Here is a 16728-nt window from a genome sequence, read left to right on the forward strand (position 1 = left end):
TTCCCTCGTAGGGCTGGATGCATATCCCCGAATCTATTTTCCGGACGTACTGAACCAGTGGAGCGCACTGGGGCAGGCCTATTCGGAGTTTATGTCAGCAACGAGATGCTCTTCGAGGTCGCGCGTCCAGTACGTCGCGGGCCCACCAGGACTACAGCGGACACAGAGGTGTACTGTTCCGTCGAGGTGGCCGAGTTCGACGTGGAAGGACGTGAGTGCCGGCAGCGTATCGACGATGCGTCCACAGCCGTCGTAGGCATGGTGGTCGAGGTCGTTGGAATCAGGGCGCTCCTGAATAGCGCAGTCGACGCAGATCGGGTGGGTGACCCGTTCGTCTTGCCCCCAGGTGTGGGCCTCGCCAGTCTCCGTACCGGGCGGCGCGTCGCAAAAAGCGCAGCCGACGAGGGTCTGCTGCATCACTCGCCCTCCGTGTCGGCGTCGCGGCCGGCCGTCCAGCCACGGTGGAAGACGGCCAGCTGCGTCGATGAGTCGAACGTGGTGCCGCTCGGCTCGTGAACCAGAACTTGGTCCTCGGGAACCGGAGTGACGACGTCCGCGTCGACGAGGTCGCTGACCAGGCGCTGGGCCGTCCTGTCGTCGACGTCCGCCGTGTCGACGCTGGTGGCGTCACGGTCCAGGGCGAGCTGTTCTTTCTCGAACTGTTCGTAGTCGCGACTCGTGTCGTCGTGCGGATCGAGACCAGGCATGGTGAGTCACGCAGCGCACGCTGTCGCGCGCTGCACGCCTCCCGGCGTGCACGAGAAACAGCGTTCTCGTGCGCACACCAGAACGCTCCGCGTTCTGGGGACGCCGACAAACAGTCAGGAGTGACAGCGTCTAGTCCGGTCGCGGGTCTCGATAGCCGATGACGGCGACGTCGTCGATGAACAGGACGCCCTTCATAAAGTCGAGCTTGGTCAGACTGTGCTGGTACAGGTTATGCCGGCCAAGATAGTTCACCGGCACCACCAGACAGCCGAACTCGATCTTCGGCCGGCCGTCCTTCTTGGTGCGGTACCCCTTCTGGAACTTCAGGAGATCGTCGCTGACGTTCTTCCGCTCGCTCTTCTCGACCTCGATGGCGATGCGGGCGTCGGCGTCGTAGAGGTCGACGCTGTAGTTAAACCCCTGATGCGACCAAAGCTTACAGTTCGGGTTGAAGCCGCCGGCGGCGTCCCCTTCGTACTCGTACTGCGAGAGCCGGTCGGCGATCGCGGCATCGAACCCACCGACCTCTGTATGCTTCGTCGAGCCGTCGAAGACACTTGCTGGGACGGCCTCGACGGCTTCCCGAATCGACGCCAACGAATCATCCGGAAATACCTCGGACGAGGTTTGGGTACGGCGCTCGCTCAGTTTGGTGACCTCCTCGACGACGACCATACTCGCTCTCGACGAACAGTGGCCCGATAAAACCCGTCGCGACGGCCGTTCGAGCCCACCGGTCGCCAGGATACACTCACTCGAGGAGTCGGGCGGTGGGTGGGGCAAGGGAGTGGATCTAACCCCTGCGTTAACCAACACTGTGCCGGTATTAGCCGGTGGTGTTGGTTAAGGATAGTTGCTACGGCGTTCAAAGGCGTCGAACTGCCTTTTAAAGAAATTTTGCGAGCCTTTATCCGATGATGGGGCTCAGTATTGAACAAGTAAGCTCTGGTAGCATGGAGAAGCCATCTGTCGTATGCGGCAGGTGGAAGATATCAAAGGTTGCAACCCATGTAGGTCGCCTAACAAGCGATCAGGCCGTCATCGCGGTTCGGGCTGTCCGCTCTAATTAGGGGGCGGACACCCGAATTCCGATCGGCTGCCAAAGGAATCTGGAGTACATGGTTCACTCGGAACCACCAACTACGAGGCTCCGAGGCGGATGCCGGCGGAGAAATTCCGTCGATAGTGAGCAACACTGTAGCTACCATCCCAGCCGTGAGGCCGCCGATTCCCCATTTTGCTGGCGACGGAAGAAATTCACAATAGGTGTTTAGTCTGCTATATTATCCACAGTCAGCAGCGAAGAGCAAGGATAAGAGCTGATGTTGGTCATGAAGTCGTTAAGAGAGATTGAGAGGATTCGGTTCGAGACAGGAAGTTTGTAACTCCCGAAATGGGGTGAGGTGGGATTGAAAAGGGATGTGACGGCCACGACCCAGCACGGTGTTGTTCTGGCGTGGTCGCCCCATTGTCTCCCGCCTCTGAGTCATATGCAATATCTTCCCCAGTGGCAACACACCGCCACCAAGTTGTATCAACTCCTGACCCAACCAGTGCTGTTTCGAGGCCCACGATGACGAGGCGGACGCGTTCCGAACAGGGACAGACCACGCGCGAAGCACTCGAGATGCACCTCGCACAAGCACTCACTCGCTGTGAGTCAGCCGTCGTCCGTGCGCATCTGGAGGCCGGGTTACGGAAGTGTCGTGACCTCCCGCCGACGCCGCTCGTCGAGTGCCCGGTCTGTGGGCGAGTCGGATTACCAGAGCGGATTCAAGCACACGACTGCTCGGAGGCGTCTCGCGACAGCTGACGAAGCACACCCAACCCACCAGTTCTCATTTGAGAGGCTCCCGAGGCGAATCCTACAGGGCTTGACGTAGCGGGATTTCTCGGCACGGTTCCGTTCCTCGGTGTCAACGAGAACGTCGACGCTGAGTATCCCGAGGCGATTAACGCACGCGGGCGGCGGTACGTCGACGATGACGAACAGCGGTCGTTCAAGACTGCGCTCTCCGTGCTACCCAACGCCGGCGAGGGCGAGCTCTGGGCGGACAACGAATTCGTGTCGCCAAGTGAAGGCGAGTCCGTCGACGTCAACCTCGATGCGATTCGGAACGTCCACGGCCTCGACATCGAAGACCTCGAGCGTCGGACGGGGATGGACCTGGAGACGATGGTCCAGCAGGCCGACCCGGAGGCGCTCGTCGGCGTGGAGACGCACAAGGACATCATCGACCGGCGGCGGCTCGCGCTTCGCACGCTCGGGTTCGACGTTCGATTCCGCTGGCAGATCGCGTCCAGTCGGTATTCGCCGGGCGACATGCGCGAGTTCTTCAAGCGGAAGATTGCAGCGTGCCAGAAGCACGGCGCTGAGAACGCTTTCGGCTGGATTCGTCACTACGACTGGGGTGGGTCCGTCACCCTCACGACCATCTACCCGTCGAAAGCGTACGAAATCGACCCGGCTGACGATACCGACATCGACCTCGAGAACGGCGAACTCACCATCGCCAGCGGCGAGGACTTCAACGAGGGCGACATCGAGGACGGCGAGCCGACCACCATCTATTACGGCGACCAGCTGAAGTACGACTTCCGTGGCCGCCAGAAACTCTCCGTCACGCCCGTCATCTACATTCCCGAGGTCGATACGATGATTCCGCTCCCCCATCCCGAGGCGGACCTCGCCCGGAAGCACACGGGGAACCTCATGGAGGACGCGATCGACTGGCACGAGACGGTGCTCTCCACCCTCGACGACCTCTGTAAGACGGTGAATCAGGAGATCAAGCGAGCGCGACTCGTCGCAATCGACTTCATGGACCTCCCGTTCAACGTCGAGGAGTTCTACTCCTACATCGGCGTCCAGAACGAGGACTACATCGAGGCGGCCGCTGACCGCGCCACGGCGCTCGCGAAGCCATCCCATCAGCCGACGCTGTGGAACCTCCAGCTGTCACTCAAGCTCGCCATTCTCGACAACTTCGACGGGAACCGGGCGGGAAAGACCTACCGCGAGTACCAGGAGCTCGCTGGGGAAATTCTCCGACATCCAGCGACGATGATTACGACGGCGAAAGAGCAGTTCCGGCTGGAAGCCGACAAGGACGATGACGGCGTGGACCTCGACAACGAGCAGACGACGCTCGCCGAATCCCTCGAGGACGTGATGGACCTCGCCGGCGTCACGGAGAACCAGATCGACGCAACGGACGCCCAGCAGATCGAGCGTCGTGTCCAGCAGCGCCTCCCGAACAGTGGAGGTGAGGCCTAATGTCGAGTACGGATACCGACCAGGACGCCCCTAGCGGCCAGCAGCTTCTCTCGCACTTCGCCCGCCGGAAGATCCGCGAGAACGGTGGGGCGGTCCCGCTCTCCTCGGTCCTGTACTCGGTCAGCGACGTCGCCGACATGACCGAAGACGACGCCAAGACTCTCATCGAATCCGGCGACACAATAGGCATCTACACGCTCGCTCGCGACCAGCACAACGAGAAGGTGATCCAAAGCGTCGACCCGGTCGGTGTGGAACCGCAGGTGATCGCAGAGCGATTCGGCGACCTCGCTCACAGTGGCGCTAATTTCATCACAATCGACGGCGTCGATGCGACGGTCGAGGAGGCGCTCCACGGCGCTGGCTACGAGTCCTACAAAGACCTCGCAGAAGCCGACCCGAATGCGGTTGCCAACGCAATCAATACGGAACTCGACGCTCGTGCGGAGACCGCAGACTTCGACGGCCTCACGGGACTGACAGACTCCGAAATCGTCGACCTCCAGCACCAAGACATCGTGACGAAGCGCGACCTCATCCAAGCGGACCCGAATGAAGTCGAAGCAAACACTGACTCCGCGACACTCCGGGCTGCGAAGGTCAAGCAGGCGCAACGGCAGGTCGAAGACGACGTCCACATCTACAACGAACACGAGGCCCAACAGTTCGTGAGCGAGGCCCAGCAACACATCCCCGCTGGCAACGAGATCGCTGAACAGCAGATTCAGCGTCACGAAGCCCGGAAGGACGAGCTCGGCCACGCTGGAGCGGTCGTGCGCGAAGTCGAGGAACAGACCCAGACCGTCGGTGAGCCGCTCGCGGTCACAGATCCGACCCTCAGCCCCGATGACCCAGAGGCGAACTACGTCAGCGATGTCGGCCACAACGCCGACGACCCGGTGAACACGGGCTTCCCCGTGTTGGAAGACATCGGGTACGACCTCGTGCCGAAGCCGGACACGCACCCGGACGCCGGCCACTCGGCGCTCCCGACCGACGACGACGGTGAGGTCGTTCCACCGACCGTGCCTCTGGAACGGGACCTGAAGATGCCGATCGACGAACTGGTCGCGAAGAAGCTCGGTCGGAACGTCCCAGTGCGAATCGTCGGGCCGCGTGGCAGCGGGAAGAATTACCTGATGAAGTATCTCTGCTTCAAGACAAACCGTGGCTACCGGAGCCTAGACGTCGACAAGGCGACGATGCCACAGGACCTCTTCGGTCCCATCGCCCCTGACGAGGACGGGAAGCTCGAGCCGAAGAACGCCGACGTGAAGCAGTAATTGTTGTGAATGTGATGTCTTTATTCACGGAATCGCGTGATGTTTCGTTACCAATTCGCCTGCCACCGTCCGGATTTCTCACTCCGTTGGTTCGCTATTATTTTCTAATTCCTTATATTATTCTGACTAGGGGCTGAGCGGCTTCACTCGTAGCTCTCCGAAGCCGTACTTCGAGTGAGTGCCAACCCGAAGGATACCGCTCTTCGCGGTCTCAATGGGGCGGTCGCCCTCGTACTTCACGACCTGCCCGTGGTCGACGGTCTGGAGCTTGTAGACCTCCCGTTGCTCGAGGATCTTCTCCGCTCGCTCACGGAGATCCCGTCGACTCTCCTTCCACCACCACGGGACGTCTTGGTCGGCGGCGCTGGGGTACTCCGACTCCAGCACGAACGGCGTCGTCATCCCTACGAGGAAGGCCTCGCCGTCCTCGAGTCGGGAGTAGTCCAGGTCGTCGAGGTCGACAACCTGCGTGCCCTTCAGTCGCGTGACGCCGTAGCCGTAGTTCCGTTTGCCCCCGAACTGGAGGCCGTTAAGCACGTCCTCGCCCAGCGGGAGCGCATCGGGGTCATCGGCGTGCAGGTAGGCGTTGATGTACCACTTCGTCGTCTGCTGTTGGTTGTGAGCGCTCTCCGGCTTCCCCATGATTGTCTCATGGGACAGCGCCGGATGCCCGCTCTGCGGGCGAATGTCATGCGTGTTCAGCGCATCTCGTGGGCGGCTTTCGAGAAGCCAGTGATGGGCCGGGTTCCGCATGAGGAACAGGTCATCGTAGCTCTCGACGTCCGGGAGGCTGCTCCCGAGGTATGGCCGGGTTCCGTTCTGCGAGTGTTCCTCGGGATACCTCCCGAACTGGCCGGGGACGAACATCCCGTGGCTGGCGTGAAGATGCTGGTGGACGTCGTGCGGAACGTGCTGGCCGAGTGCGTGGAGGATGGCGTTCCCCGAGACGTAGTAGGGGTGGCCGATGTAATCCATCTCCAGCTCCCAGTGGACTTGCTGGATTATCATGTGGTTATGCGATTTCGTCATCCGGTTTGTTCGGCCGGTAGCTCCAGTTCTCGAAGTCCTCGATGTACTGGAGGGCGGTCGACCACGCGCCGATCCGTCGGAGATTCGCGTCGAGCACCATGCTGTACTTGTCGTGGCCGGCGTCAAGCGGGTGCGCTTCCAGGCGGTTCCACGCCGATGCCCACGACCGCCACGGCCGACTCCCGAGGCGGGCCGACGGCTGGCCTCGAGCGTCGACGCCGATCCGTAGCGTGGACTCCTCGCCCGCGTAGACCGTCCGGTGGGGGACGATCTCGTCAGCGTCATCGACGACCAGCCGGAGATCACTGAACTTGTGGCCGTCGCGGTAGTTGTCGAGGAGCGCCGCCACGAGTAGCGTGTGGTACTTCAGACTCGTGTATGGGTAGTAGACACTCTCCGCGAACGCAGAGACGACGTTGCTGTCCAGCCACGCCCGATGCATCGTCTCTGGGTCTTCTTCGGTCAGGAGTTCTCTCACGGCGCTCTCGACGCCGTTGCGTGTGAACTCCTGTGGGTCGTATCGACTCTCGCCCTCGATCAGTGATAGCCGGTAGAGCGTCTCGTGGTTGTCGACGGTCTGCTCAGGCTGGCCGCTGGGCCGGCTCAGCGCCGACGCATCACCGTCCGCGCCGTAAGGAACCGTCTGGTTCACGGAAACGCCTGCGAACGTCTCAGGCGCGTAGTTATGCGGCTGGCCATTCAGTTTGTGAGCGTCGTGGCGGTAGACTGCAACCATCTCGTCCTTGCCGCCGTCGCCAGTCTGGAAGTCGCTGAGCCTGGCGTTTTCGACCATTTACGGTCCCTCTGCGATGCGGTCTTCTAGTGCTTCTACGAACGCCGGGCGGTACTCCTCGGTCCACTGGTCGTCTTTCTCGTCCATCGCGTTCGTGTTGCCTTTTCCACGGTCGAAGACGCGCTTCAGTTCGCGCTCATCGTAGCGTGGGTTGATGAGCTCGCAGTCGACGATCCCCGCGCCGAAGTTCCGGGCACCGCCCAGCTGATGCATGAAGTCCGTCTTGTGAGCATTGAGGAAGTCGATGCTCTCCGCGAGTAAGCCGATGAACTCCGGCTTTTGTTCGCGGAACGTGAGTTGCCAGCAGCCGTCGAGATTGGCGACCGCATCGACTTTGACGTTCCGTAGTGGTTCACGGTTATCTTCTCGATTCCGCGAGACGATATTTCGGTTCAACCGTCGATAGTGGCCCTCAGCTTGGCCGCGCGTATAGTCTACGCTGGATCTGACGGGGTTGAACTTGATCGGCCGCCGCATCACCTTGCCGGGGATGCCACCGAAGCCGCCGAAGAGATCGAAGACGATGCAGCCGGCGTCTTCCTTCGGTTCATCGGTACACGCGCCTTTCTCATGATAGCCGGCGTCGAGGTCGCGGTCGTAGACGCCCTCTTTCATGAAGTTTGCGTTGCCCTCCCCAGGATGGCAGGCAGTGCCGCCGTACTCCTGAACGGTTTCCTCTATCCCGTGACGGAGCCAGCCCGACAACGGGAACGCTGGGATGATGCCGCCGATCTGGTTCTGCGGGTCGTCGTCATCGTAATTCCCGCTTGAGGCGTGATGTCTGTCGGTCATGATACTGTCACCGACCACTAAGAGGTCGGACTGAATTCGTACAAATACGTCGTCGCCGAGTTCGTCTATCATATCTGGTATGACTACTGTCTGTTCGTTACTCGATACACAGCGGTCGGCCGCCATTCAACCAGCTACGGTTGTTTGAAGAACGGGACATCTCAGGCGTCCGTGGAAGTGGCTGCTGTACTGCATGGAATGAGAATCAAGACCGGTTGGCGATGATCGGTCTATGAGCGCTCCAGCACCAACCCAACTTCCACCCTGTCGTGTTCTCTCTCATCCCAGAGCGCTCACCCAGTTGCGCGATATAAACTCATCTCTACGACGGCTGCTCCACCAATAGGTATTATTCACCTCCGACCATCCATTCGAACCCCACACCACCCGGGCGATATCAATAGTTGAAACACAGAATTTCATTCAGCAATCATCGAGTAATTACACGTGAAACGGCATTATGCCGCCTTCCACGCTGAATCAAGAAATCGTATTACCAACAACTGATATACAATCTTCCCGACGAGAATTCGTCTGCGCTTTGCCCACTCAATTCCCTACTCCAGAACCAACACTCGGTGTTCATTTCTCCGAGGTGGGGAGACGGCAGTCAGCGATTTGCTCTACTACGCTACTATGTGTCTAATTGTAGACGGCACAGCCTGGTTAATAGGCTGAAAGTTGGCCTGAAATGGAATGGTACCAAGGAACATGAATTAGGGAGGAGACGGACTGCTGTAGAAGTGGAGAAAGGAGATCTACAGCAAGAATTTACATAACAGTAATGATAATAAAGAAGTTTATCCAGTAACAATCGAGTAATTAAGCATGGGCGGCATTATGCTGCCTTCCACACTGAGTAAAGAAGTCGTATTGCCAACAACTAATAACTTCTATGATACTATTTGGCCGTTTTTAGCGATTTTCAAGAACATCGCGTGGGTGTCGGTTACGAGGAGGTGGTCCGCTGGTTCGAAAATACCTACAGTCTGCTGCAACGCCTCGTCTCCATTCCACCTGAAGCAGTCTGCCCCGTGCCAACCACCGCCGGGATCTTGTTCAATACAACTTGCCAGTTTCTCATCGTGCAGAACATCCCGAACCCATTCCTTATCGACACTATCTGGTCCACTTTCAGTTACTTCAAGCCGCGCGTTAACAGATTCGTGTAGTGTCTTAATCGTCTGCCAACTCTGCCGGTCGCCAGCGTTAGAAGCTCTGATGAGATCCTCAATAACTGCTACTCGCTTGGTGGCATTATACCAATCGTCGATAGTCAGCTGCCGAGGAGTTAGCCACTCCGGTGACGCGCTTGTATTGACATAGACAGTACTCGCATCCGTCGATTCTCCTGGAGTTCGACCGAATCGAAGGATAGCCTGAAAAACTAAATCATGGGTAAAATGGTGGTAAATCGTTTCACCGAGATCGGTGCTAAACTGGAGTGTATTTCCACCGTCCTCGCCGTTGCTACGCTCCGGTTGTGTTGGCTCACCACAAAGTGCACACCACCGTTTCACTACTTGATCCCCGGGATATGGGTTTCCGGAAATAAATCCGAGTGACTCATCCTTGAACCGATTTGAGCTGAGAACAGATCCGTAGTTCTGTGCTCGATATTTGTCGTCTCCGTTCTCAACCGACTCAACACATTTTCCGAACCAATCTCTTGATTGGTAGTTATTGAGAGCACGCTTCCGTGAAATAATCGGGAATTTCCGGCCTTCGACATTTCGAACGAGCGCCAATCGTTGCTGATCTCGCCGAGAGAGTCTTCCGCTAGAGTATGGATGACGACTCTCAGCAACCTGAATGACCTCTATCCCTAACCCCTCTGTTAGATACCGATCGATACGATCTCGCTCTAGAACTTGTTCCTTATCGAAATCACAGCCGAAGACAATATTCCATAGTCGTTTAACTGGAACTGCATCTAACCCAATCACCTGTTTTGCTGTCTCCAACGGCGGTGGCTCTAGGACGAGAATCTCTCCCGAACTCCGATCGCGAACACACCGGATCTCAGAACTAACACCGAGTTTCCCCCATAACTCTGGCTCATACGCAAGTTCCATATCTGGACCTACGTTCTCCATCACCAGCAGAGCGCATGTGAGGAAGGCAGAGAGTTTGTGTGCAGTATTATATTGGGAGGAATTGATATCGAGAACTTTCTTGACCGTCTGTTCATCAGCCCCTCTTTCCAAGAACCATTCTAAGGTCTCCTCGTACTCCTCATCTTTACGGGCTCTCGCTTCGATCAGGTCTGTTATATTATTCGGTGGCAGTTCATCGACTGCTTGTATGAACTCCGAGATAAGTTCGCTCGGCTTATCGGATATCTTTGAGTTACTTGACGGGAACCGTTCAATAAATGGATCTGGGTTAAATTCGTCGAAGATAACGATACGATTATGCAGATACCTCGGATTATAGGCGTGCTGATGGTTCCCTACCAAAATATCAATATTATCAGATCCACCATTTAGGTGGTTGATATTATTGATATACTCACATGATGAACCATCTGTGTGGCACGGCATCGAGACATTATTTCGGCCTGTGTGAAGTTCCTTGGCGGACACGCCTTTGGCGTACAGACGTTTTGCCTTTTGTGTATCCCCAGAATTAGTGCCTTGAAACGTCTCACAATCCCGACTCGGGCTTGGGATTGTTCCGACAGTAATATCACCCGCTCCCTCTTCGTTTTTGAGTTGCTCTACCTCTCTTTCGGCTTGATCATAGAGATCTGTTCGGCCCGCAAGATATAGAACACTATATCCTTGCATGGCTAATCGAACTGCGTTATACGTCTTTCCACTGGCAGGTGGCGCTTCTATAAGAACAGGGCCGTCTGCCTGGCACGCCCCCGTAATGAGATTTTGTGTTCGATCTCGTACGTCCTCAATCATACTCTCTAGATGTCACTCTAGACATCGCTGATTGCTGATTTATCTATTGGGATTCCAACAGAGACTATTGACCATCCAAACGCTTCGACCCAATCCAGAACAACGAAACAAGTGATAACTTTAATAATTAGACGATAGCCTGTATTCTGTAAGAAGCGACTCTGACAGATCTGAACTCAATAAAGAAATCGTATTACCAACAACTGAAATTACAGCTCGAACATCTTCCTGCATGTCGGCTCGATTGTCCCTCGAAATAGTGTGTACTGCTTCAACTGTTCGTACGCCCCATTCGGGATTGCGTGGTGGGAAAACGCGCGCCTCGACGAGATCCTCCCTGAAGCACAGAACGGCAGCGAGTAGATAACCAGAATCATCGAATTACGGCCAGCCCTCGTTTCCGTCTGGTGTATTCCTCACAGAGAGATTGGTGGAGGGGGTGGATGGGTGGTTTCTATCTCTCGGTGGGGAGTAGAGAGTATGAGTATGGAACAGGCGGTTTCAGAGATTCCCGGCCGGATAGCCGACACTCCCGTACAAACAGTGCAGTCTGGAGCGCGGCTGCCATGCCCGCTGTCGGACTGTGACTTCCAGTACTGGAATACCGGGGACCGCCAGGGGAAGCGAACCCCGACGGTCCAAGACAAATTCAGCGCCCGTGACGAGCCGTGCCAGCACTTCCACGGGAAGTGGACGCCAGCGAATCAGGAGTCTCTCGAGTCGGTCTTGGAGGATGCGGCCGAAGCCGGCTCAGAGATTTTCTGCGTCGTTGACGAGCAAGTCCCGTTGGAAGCGTCGGCACAGCTGGTCCTCCTCTACGTTGAACAGCAGACCACACTCGGCGGATTCTGACCAGCTATGTCCACCGAAGGAACTCAAGTCGAACACGAGCAGCAGCGCCCACAGACCACGCCTGCGGTCAGTTTCTGGACCGATACGACCGAGGGGTCGACGTTCCAGTCGGACAAGCTCCGTCACTGGACGGAATCCCATCTTGAGGGCGCGGAACAGGTGTTGAATCCGTGTGCTGGCGTGGCGGCTCTTGACGTCGACGCGGAGGTCCTCCGGGTAGACGTCGACGAGGACGCGAACGCCGACCTCCACATCGATTTCCGCGAGTTACCCGGTTACGTCGAGGACGAATCGTTCGACGCGATCGTCTACGACCCCCCGTATACACCGCACCAAGCCCGTTCGAAGTACGGGCTGGATATCTCTGACGAGGAGTTCTTCTTCTACGGTCGAGCGGTGAAGGAACTGTTCGATCAGCTCCTCGCGCCCGGTGGTGTGTTCGTCCAGTTCGGGTATTCGACGGCCGCGATGCCGCGTGAGTTCGGGTACGAGACCGTCAGCGTCGGACTATTCAACAAGCTCGGTTCCCAGAACGACTACCTCGGTGTCGCGGCTCGAAAGCCGACCAGCCCGACCGAGCAGGTGTCGCCGGTCGCGGTCACAGAGACGGTCACGCAGAACGCTGGTGCAAGCGAGATCGACGCCGGCGATATCTCCACTGGTGGGAACGGCGGGAACACCATCGAAATGCGATACGAACAGGCCGCTCATGACACCAGCTTCGAGGACGCACTCGCCGGCGCTGTCGGATCGCAGATCCGTCCGACCGACCGAGTCCTCCACATCTTCGAGGACGAACCCCGCGTCTCGCTGTCCATCGAGCGGACCACGACGTGTCGATACGATTGCGTGGACATCGACACTCCGGCGGACCCCGCGCCGGCTGATGTAGTCGAGACGCCGTGGAACATCGATGCCCGCTTCGGGACGGGCGTCTTCGACGTGATCGTGCTCGATGTTCCGCATTCGGCGTTCCAGCGGAACATCCGCACGCCCCAAGAGGAAGCGAGCGGCGGGTCGGACGTGACGCACATCGACACGGCGTTGAAGCGGAGTATCACCGACCTCGTGCGTGGTGACGGTGGGCGAGTCGTCCAGGTCGGGCGGACGGCGACGTTGATGTCGGGGAACGACTACGATTATCATCGGGCTGGGGTGAGCATCATCGAGCATCCGGCTGTCCCGCACGACCGAGTGGTCGCCGTCGACGAGAAGCCCCACGAGAATCTGGAGATCGTCGGCCTCGGTGCAGGGGAGGTTGACCGGGTTCACCAGAACCCGCACGGAGCACCCGGCTTGACGAGCAAGCATCGACGGACGGACTTCGAGCCGTCAGCTGAGAGCGAGTTCTGCGTTCACTGTGGGAACCGGTTCTCCCCCACGTGAGGGACCGTATCGAGTATCACGAACAGCCGATTGGAGAGGCTAACTTCCCCGAAATGACCAAGCGTGTCGACAATTCTGAGGAGTTTGGCAAGGAACCAATCGTCAAAGAGCAAGTCACGTGCAGCGATGACAGCTGTAAGTATGCAAGTGGTAGTCCACAGGATATGCACAGCTCGTATCTCTACCGGTATGGTTGCGATGGCGGCACGATGGAGTTGAATATCGCCAAGCCGTGAGCAAGTCACTAGAATAAGTTGCGGTTATCAGAGAATTGTTTTAACTACCGATAGTAGTGGAGTGTGAATTAATGGGTCGATAACACTACACGGCGATCCTTGCGGTACAGACGTTCAAAGACGCAAATACGCGATCCAGGGTTTGTGACAGCGATATAAAAGTCACAATCGTTCTTACACCGAAATAGCACGATTCTCGCGGAATCCCCCGGCGCAGGCACGCCGGAGGAATCGTGCTGCCACACCGATGACAGCAAGCCAAATTACCAGGGTCAGGAGTGATAACTCTGTCTCACAGAGCGCCACTCTTGAACACGACCCACTGACACACCACGCCGTACAATTCGCACGCCAGCGAACTGCCACACCCGACGACGACAGCAGTCCCACAGGTATCCAGCTACGCGAACCGATACCGCAGTATCTACCATGGCACCTACACGGCCTCGACGACACCTCGTCGAGAATCCGACAGGCGCATCGACGAACCACACCTATTGCGAGGGCGGTCTGAATGGACGATACAACCGGCGACACGGCGTCGCTCGCCATCCCGATGGATCCCGACGTCGCGTTCAACGCAATCTCGAATAGTCGTCGGCGCCGCGTCTTGTTATCGTTGTCACGCACCAGCGGCGAGCTCACCGCTAACGAACTCGCTTTCGAAATCGCGGCCATCGAAAATTCAGTCGACCCCAGCAAAGTCGGCAGTGACGAGCGGACGTCCGTCTACATCACGCTCACCCAATCACATCTTGAGACGCTCGCTGAGTGCGGTGCCATCGACTATGATGGCCGTTCGAAGACTGCAACTGCAACGGATGCAACCGAGCCGCTCGCCGAATACATCCGCCGACTCCAAACAGCGTGCTACAAGCCAGAATCGGAGGACTCCGCATGACGGACGCCCAGCAGCCAGCACTCGCGACGCTTCGAGACATCGACGCCAGCTTTCACAGGCTGTTCGAGGCGGTCGATACTGCGGATGAGACAGCAGCCACGCCAGTCGCAGACCCAACCACTACACTCCGACGTGCACGCTCGCAGATCGACGCTGCGCTCTTAGACCAGCACCGTCGAACAGACGACAACCCACTCCCAGATGGCGGCTCGTGTGTCCTCCAGTGGACTCCAACTACGTCTCCACCGCGGCGGCTCGTTCTTGAGCCCGACGGCGACGCCGATAGCTGGACGCGGCGTGAACTCGAGTGGACCGGCGCCGGCTGGCGCACCTGTCGTCGCGACACCATCCGTGATGTTGCGATCAGCGCCCCCGCGGAACCACGCTACCCAGACCCCGTTGATCCGCCAACACTCGACACGCTTCTCGCCTTGATTCGCGGCACCTGGACGAACCCAGACCCAAACGTTCTCGTCTTCGATACGGCCAGGATGACTGAACAAGGAGTTCTCGTAGCTGTCGAGGACGAACTCCGGTATCGAGGAGCCGATAGTCACCAGTGGTACACCGTCACCGACGAAGCGGAACTCTCTCATCACCTCCAGCAGCAGGGGCAGCCGACCGTCCAGTCGCTCTCGGAGACTTCGCTGACGCGCCAGCACTTTACGCCGAGTCCACTCACCGATGACGACGGATGAGCCCACTCCAGAGGGATACGATGACCGCCTGAGCCTGCTGACGAAGACAATCGAGGCACTCCGTGAAACACTCGAGCGCGATCATTCGCTTCCCACTGACCAACGGATGTTCGCCTGCCGGCTCCTCTTCCTCGCGAGCCAGCCGATCACTGAAGCCGAACGGATTCTGCCCGAGCCAGACCGAGATGTTGACTCAGCAGAAGATCTAACTCTCGCTTCATGGGATGACTACGCGGCTGCAGTCATCAACATCGAACGGCAGTTGTGCTGGCTAGTTCGCTCACTCCGTGCTGTACAGCCGGCAGCCCACCACTACGACGAAACACCCGCCGAGAAGTTCACAACAGCCCTCGAGTACGCTACAGCCCTCCGAGATATCCTGCCAGCGGTTCCCGAAGACAGTCCGGTTCTCGCCATCGTGTTTAGTTTAGCGAGTTCCACCAGACGGCGAAGGCTTGCAACCACGATTCCGCTGTTGTTGGCTCGACGTGGCTGAAACTATTACTGAACGAGGAAGTTCGACGTTTTATCTCTCTAAAAACACGTTCGACAGCATTCCGATTCCCATGACGAACGGTCTGGAATCGAAGCCCGACTCGTTGGAGTGCTGTTTTGAGATGCTGGGCGTGATCAACCAGAAACACTGCGTCTTCAACGTCGTGTTTCTCGCGTAACTCCTGCAGAAACCGTTCAGTCAACGCCGTTGTTGTCGTCGGAAACAGCCGTACGTGCAGGAATCTGTTCGAATTAGGATTGACGGCAGCGTACAGCCAGTACTGCTGGCCGTCGATGCGGATCACCGTTTCGTCAACCGCAACCTGATCCGGACTAGCGTCGCTGGCGGGCTGTAGATCAGCTTTCTGCACCCAGTCATGGATGGCTTTCCGCGAGCGTTTGACACCGAACTTCTCAAGTTCTTTGACGGTATTCGAAAGTGAGAGTCCAGCCAGATGGAGTCGAATACCAAGACGCATCAGCTCGCTCGGTGTCCGCTCTCGCTCCACAAAATCTAACTCAAGCCAGTCGCTACAGCCACTGAGGCGGGTGATTTCTGCCATGAACCAGCTGAAAATCACTTCCGCCTCACTTTTCAGCCTTAACTAAACACGACCGTTCTCGCCGACATAGAGGACATCAACCTCGACAACGTTGACCCGCACGTCGGGGGGCGTGGGAATGGTGATGGGCGGTGGCTGGAGTATCAACTCGAGCGTGCACTGGGGCGCTGGGGATACCGTGCAGCGACACGCCAACACCTCTATAGTATGGAGATTGATGTCGTCGCTACACGGCGGGAGAAACAGCAGCAGCCAAGCGACTGGATTGTCGCCCAGTGTAAAGACTGGACAGACGACCCAATCACACCGACGGCTCTCTTCCGGTTGTGTACCGTGGCGTTTGCCTGTCGTGCGATGCCGGTGCTCTGTCACACGACCGAGCTGACGCCTCGGACCGAGAAACTGGCGCGCGAACTCGAAGTGCGCGTGCTTGAGCTACCAGACTTAGAGCGTGCAGAGCTGCCTGCCCCACAGATTGCCAAACCAACGATGGAATTCCGAGAATGGGAGCCACAGTACCGCGCTCGCGAGCATCGTGGCATGTTCCCGTTGATGTTCCGCAGCGAGCCAGGGAAACGCTTCAGCTACGTCCCCGGGTTCAAGCCAGTCGGCAACGACGCCGACTACGAACCGATCGAGAACGATCGGGATGACGATGTCCATCCCGCTGCTGGTCATTAACTCTCTACAGGATTGGACAGTGAGTGTCGAATTATACTTCTACTGGCTAGGAGCGAAATTCTCTGAAATGTTCTTCGGAGATCTGCTGAGGCATATCCATCTGCGAAAACCGTATTATCGTC

At 57.7% G+C, this 16728-nt stretch carries 16 protein-coding genes; 8 read left to right on the plus strand and 8 right to left on the minus strand.

Features of this window, described 5'->3' with window-relative positions; genetic code table 11:
- Positions 1 to 78: 78 nt before the first annotated feature.
- The 3 genes from AVZ66_RS13890 to AVZ66_RS13900 form a co-directional block, all read right to left on the minus strand.
- Entirely contained in the window at positions 79 to 417 is a 339-nt protein-coding gene (locus AVZ66_RS13890; protein ID WP_010904230.1) for a hypothetical protein, read from the minus strand.
- Positions 417 to 707 carry a hypothetical protein gene (locus tag AVZ66_RS13895; RefSeq protein ID WP_010904231.1) on the minus strand — a complete coding sequence of 97 codons (291 nt, stop codon included), beginning with the start codon at positions 705 to 707 and terminating at the stop codon, positions 417 to 419. Before AVZ66_RS13895 ends, AVZ66_RS13890 begins: the two co-directional genes overlap by 1 nt.
- 130 nt (positions 708 to 837) lie before the next feature.
- Positions 838 to 1383: a hypothetical protein gene (locus AVZ66_RS13900; RefSeq protein WP_010904232.1), complete on the minus strand. Its 546-nt coding sequence runs from the start codon at positions 1381 to 1383 to the stop codon at positions 838 to 840.
- A 1390-nt stretch (positions 1384 to 2773) separates the two neighbouring features.
- Here AVZ66_RS13900 and AVZ66_RS13905 point away from each other — a divergent pair.
- The gene (locus tag AVZ66_RS13905; protein WP_157575691.1) at positions 2774 to 3985 is read left to right on the plus strand and encodes a hypothetical protein; all 1212 of its coding nucleotides are present in this window, start codon (positions 2774 to 2776) and stop codon (positions 3983 to 3985) included.
- Positions 3985 to 5268: a hypothetical protein gene (locus tag AVZ66_RS13910; RefSeq protein ID WP_058984768.1), complete on the plus strand. Its 1284-nt coding sequence runs from the start codon at positions 3985 to 3987 to the stop codon at positions 5266 to 5268. Before AVZ66_RS13905 ends, AVZ66_RS13910 begins: the two co-directional genes overlap by 1 nt.
- A gap of 126 nt (positions 5269 to 5394) precedes the next feature.
- Here AVZ66_RS13910 and AVZ66_RS13915 read toward each other — a convergent pair whose 3' ends face one another.
- From AVZ66_RS13915 to AVZ66_RS16360, 4 genes are all read right to left on the minus strand, one after another.
- Positions 5395 to 6297 (minus strand): hypothetical protein, encoded by a 903-nt coding sequence (locus AVZ66_RS13915; protein ID WP_058984769.1) that lies wholly within the window; start codon positions 6295 to 6297, stop codon positions 5395 to 5397.
- Complete coding sequence (locus AVZ66_RS13920; RefSeq protein ID WP_058984770.1) at positions 6281 to 7090, minus strand: hypothetical protein; 810 nt, start codon at positions 7088 to 7090, stop codon at positions 6281 to 6283. The genes AVZ66_RS13915 and AVZ66_RS13920 overlap by 17 nt, the downstream gene beginning before the upstream one ends.
- Positions 7091 to 7954, minus strand: coding sequence for a hypothetical protein (locus tag AVZ66_RS13925; protein WP_058984771.1), 864 nt, complete (start codon positions 7952 to 7954; stop codon positions 7091 to 7093).
- Positions 7955 to 8775: 821 nt separating this feature from the next.
- A complete protein-coding gene (locus tag AVZ66_RS16360) occupies positions 8776 to 10794 on the minus strand; it encodes a hypothetical protein (RefSeq protein WP_157575692.1) in 2019 nt (672 codons plus the stop codon).
- A 486-nt stretch (positions 10795 to 11280) separates the two neighbouring features.
- Here AVZ66_RS16360 and AVZ66_RS13935 point away from each other — a divergent pair, with 486 nt between their 5' ends.
- The 5 genes from AVZ66_RS13935 (at position 11281) to AVZ66_RS16365 (ending at position 15363) form a co-directional block, all read left to right on the plus strand.
- A complete protein-coding gene (locus AVZ66_RS13935; protein ID WP_157575693.1) occupies positions 11281 to 11646 on the plus strand; it encodes a hypothetical protein in 366 nt (121 codons plus the stop codon).
- A gap of 6 nt (positions 11647 to 11652) precedes the next feature.
- Positions 11653 to 13032 carry a class I SAM-dependent methyltransferase gene (locus AVZ66_RS13940; RefSeq protein ID WP_058984774.1) on the plus strand — a complete coding sequence of 460 codons (1380 nt, stop codon included), beginning with the start codon at positions 11653 to 11655 and terminating at the stop codon, positions 13030 to 13032.
- Between the two features lie 750 nt (positions 13033 to 13782).
- On the plus strand, positions 13783 to 14169 hold the full coding sequence (locus AVZ66_RS13950) for a hypothetical protein (protein ID WP_231727183.1): 387 nt from the start codon (positions 13783 to 13785) through the stop codon (positions 14167 to 14169).
- Positions 14166 to 14867, plus strand: a complete 702-nt coding sequence (locus AVZ66_RS13955; protein WP_058984776.1) for a hypothetical protein — start codon at positions 14166 to 14168, stop codon at positions 14865 to 14867. The genes AVZ66_RS13950 and AVZ66_RS13955 overlap by 4 nt, the downstream gene beginning before the upstream one ends.
- Positions 14854 to 15363, plus strand: coding sequence for a hypothetical protein (locus tag AVZ66_RS16365; protein WP_058984777.1), 510 nt, complete (start codon positions 14854 to 14856; stop codon positions 15361 to 15363). The genes AVZ66_RS13955 and AVZ66_RS16365 overlap by 14 nt, the downstream gene beginning before the upstream one ends.
- Here the strand turns inward: AVZ66_RS16365 and AVZ66_RS15810 are convergent.
- Positions 15290 to 15925 (minus strand): IS6 family transposase, encoded by a 636-nt coding sequence (locus AVZ66_RS15810; protein WP_082678852.1) that lies wholly within the window; start codon positions 15923 to 15925, stop codon positions 15290 to 15292. The two genes, AVZ66_RS16365 and AVZ66_RS15810, sit on opposite strands and share 74 nt — an antisense overlap.
- Positions 15926 to 16132: 207 nt before the next feature.
- On the opposite strand from AVZ66_RS15810, the gene AVZ66_RS13965 reads away from it, so the two are divergent.
- On the plus strand, positions 16133 to 16606 hold the full coding sequence (locus AVZ66_RS13965; protein WP_231727185.1) for a hypothetical protein: 474 nt from the start codon (positions 16133 to 16135) through the stop codon (positions 16604 to 16606).
- The last annotated feature ends 122 nt before the right edge of the window (positions 16607 to 16728 follow it).

Origin of the sequence: Halobacterium sp. CBA1132, from assembly GCF_001485535.1 — an archaeon.
Taxonomy (GTDB): domain Archaea; phylum Halobacteriota; class Halobacteria; order Halobacteriales; family Halobacteriaceae; genus Halobacterium.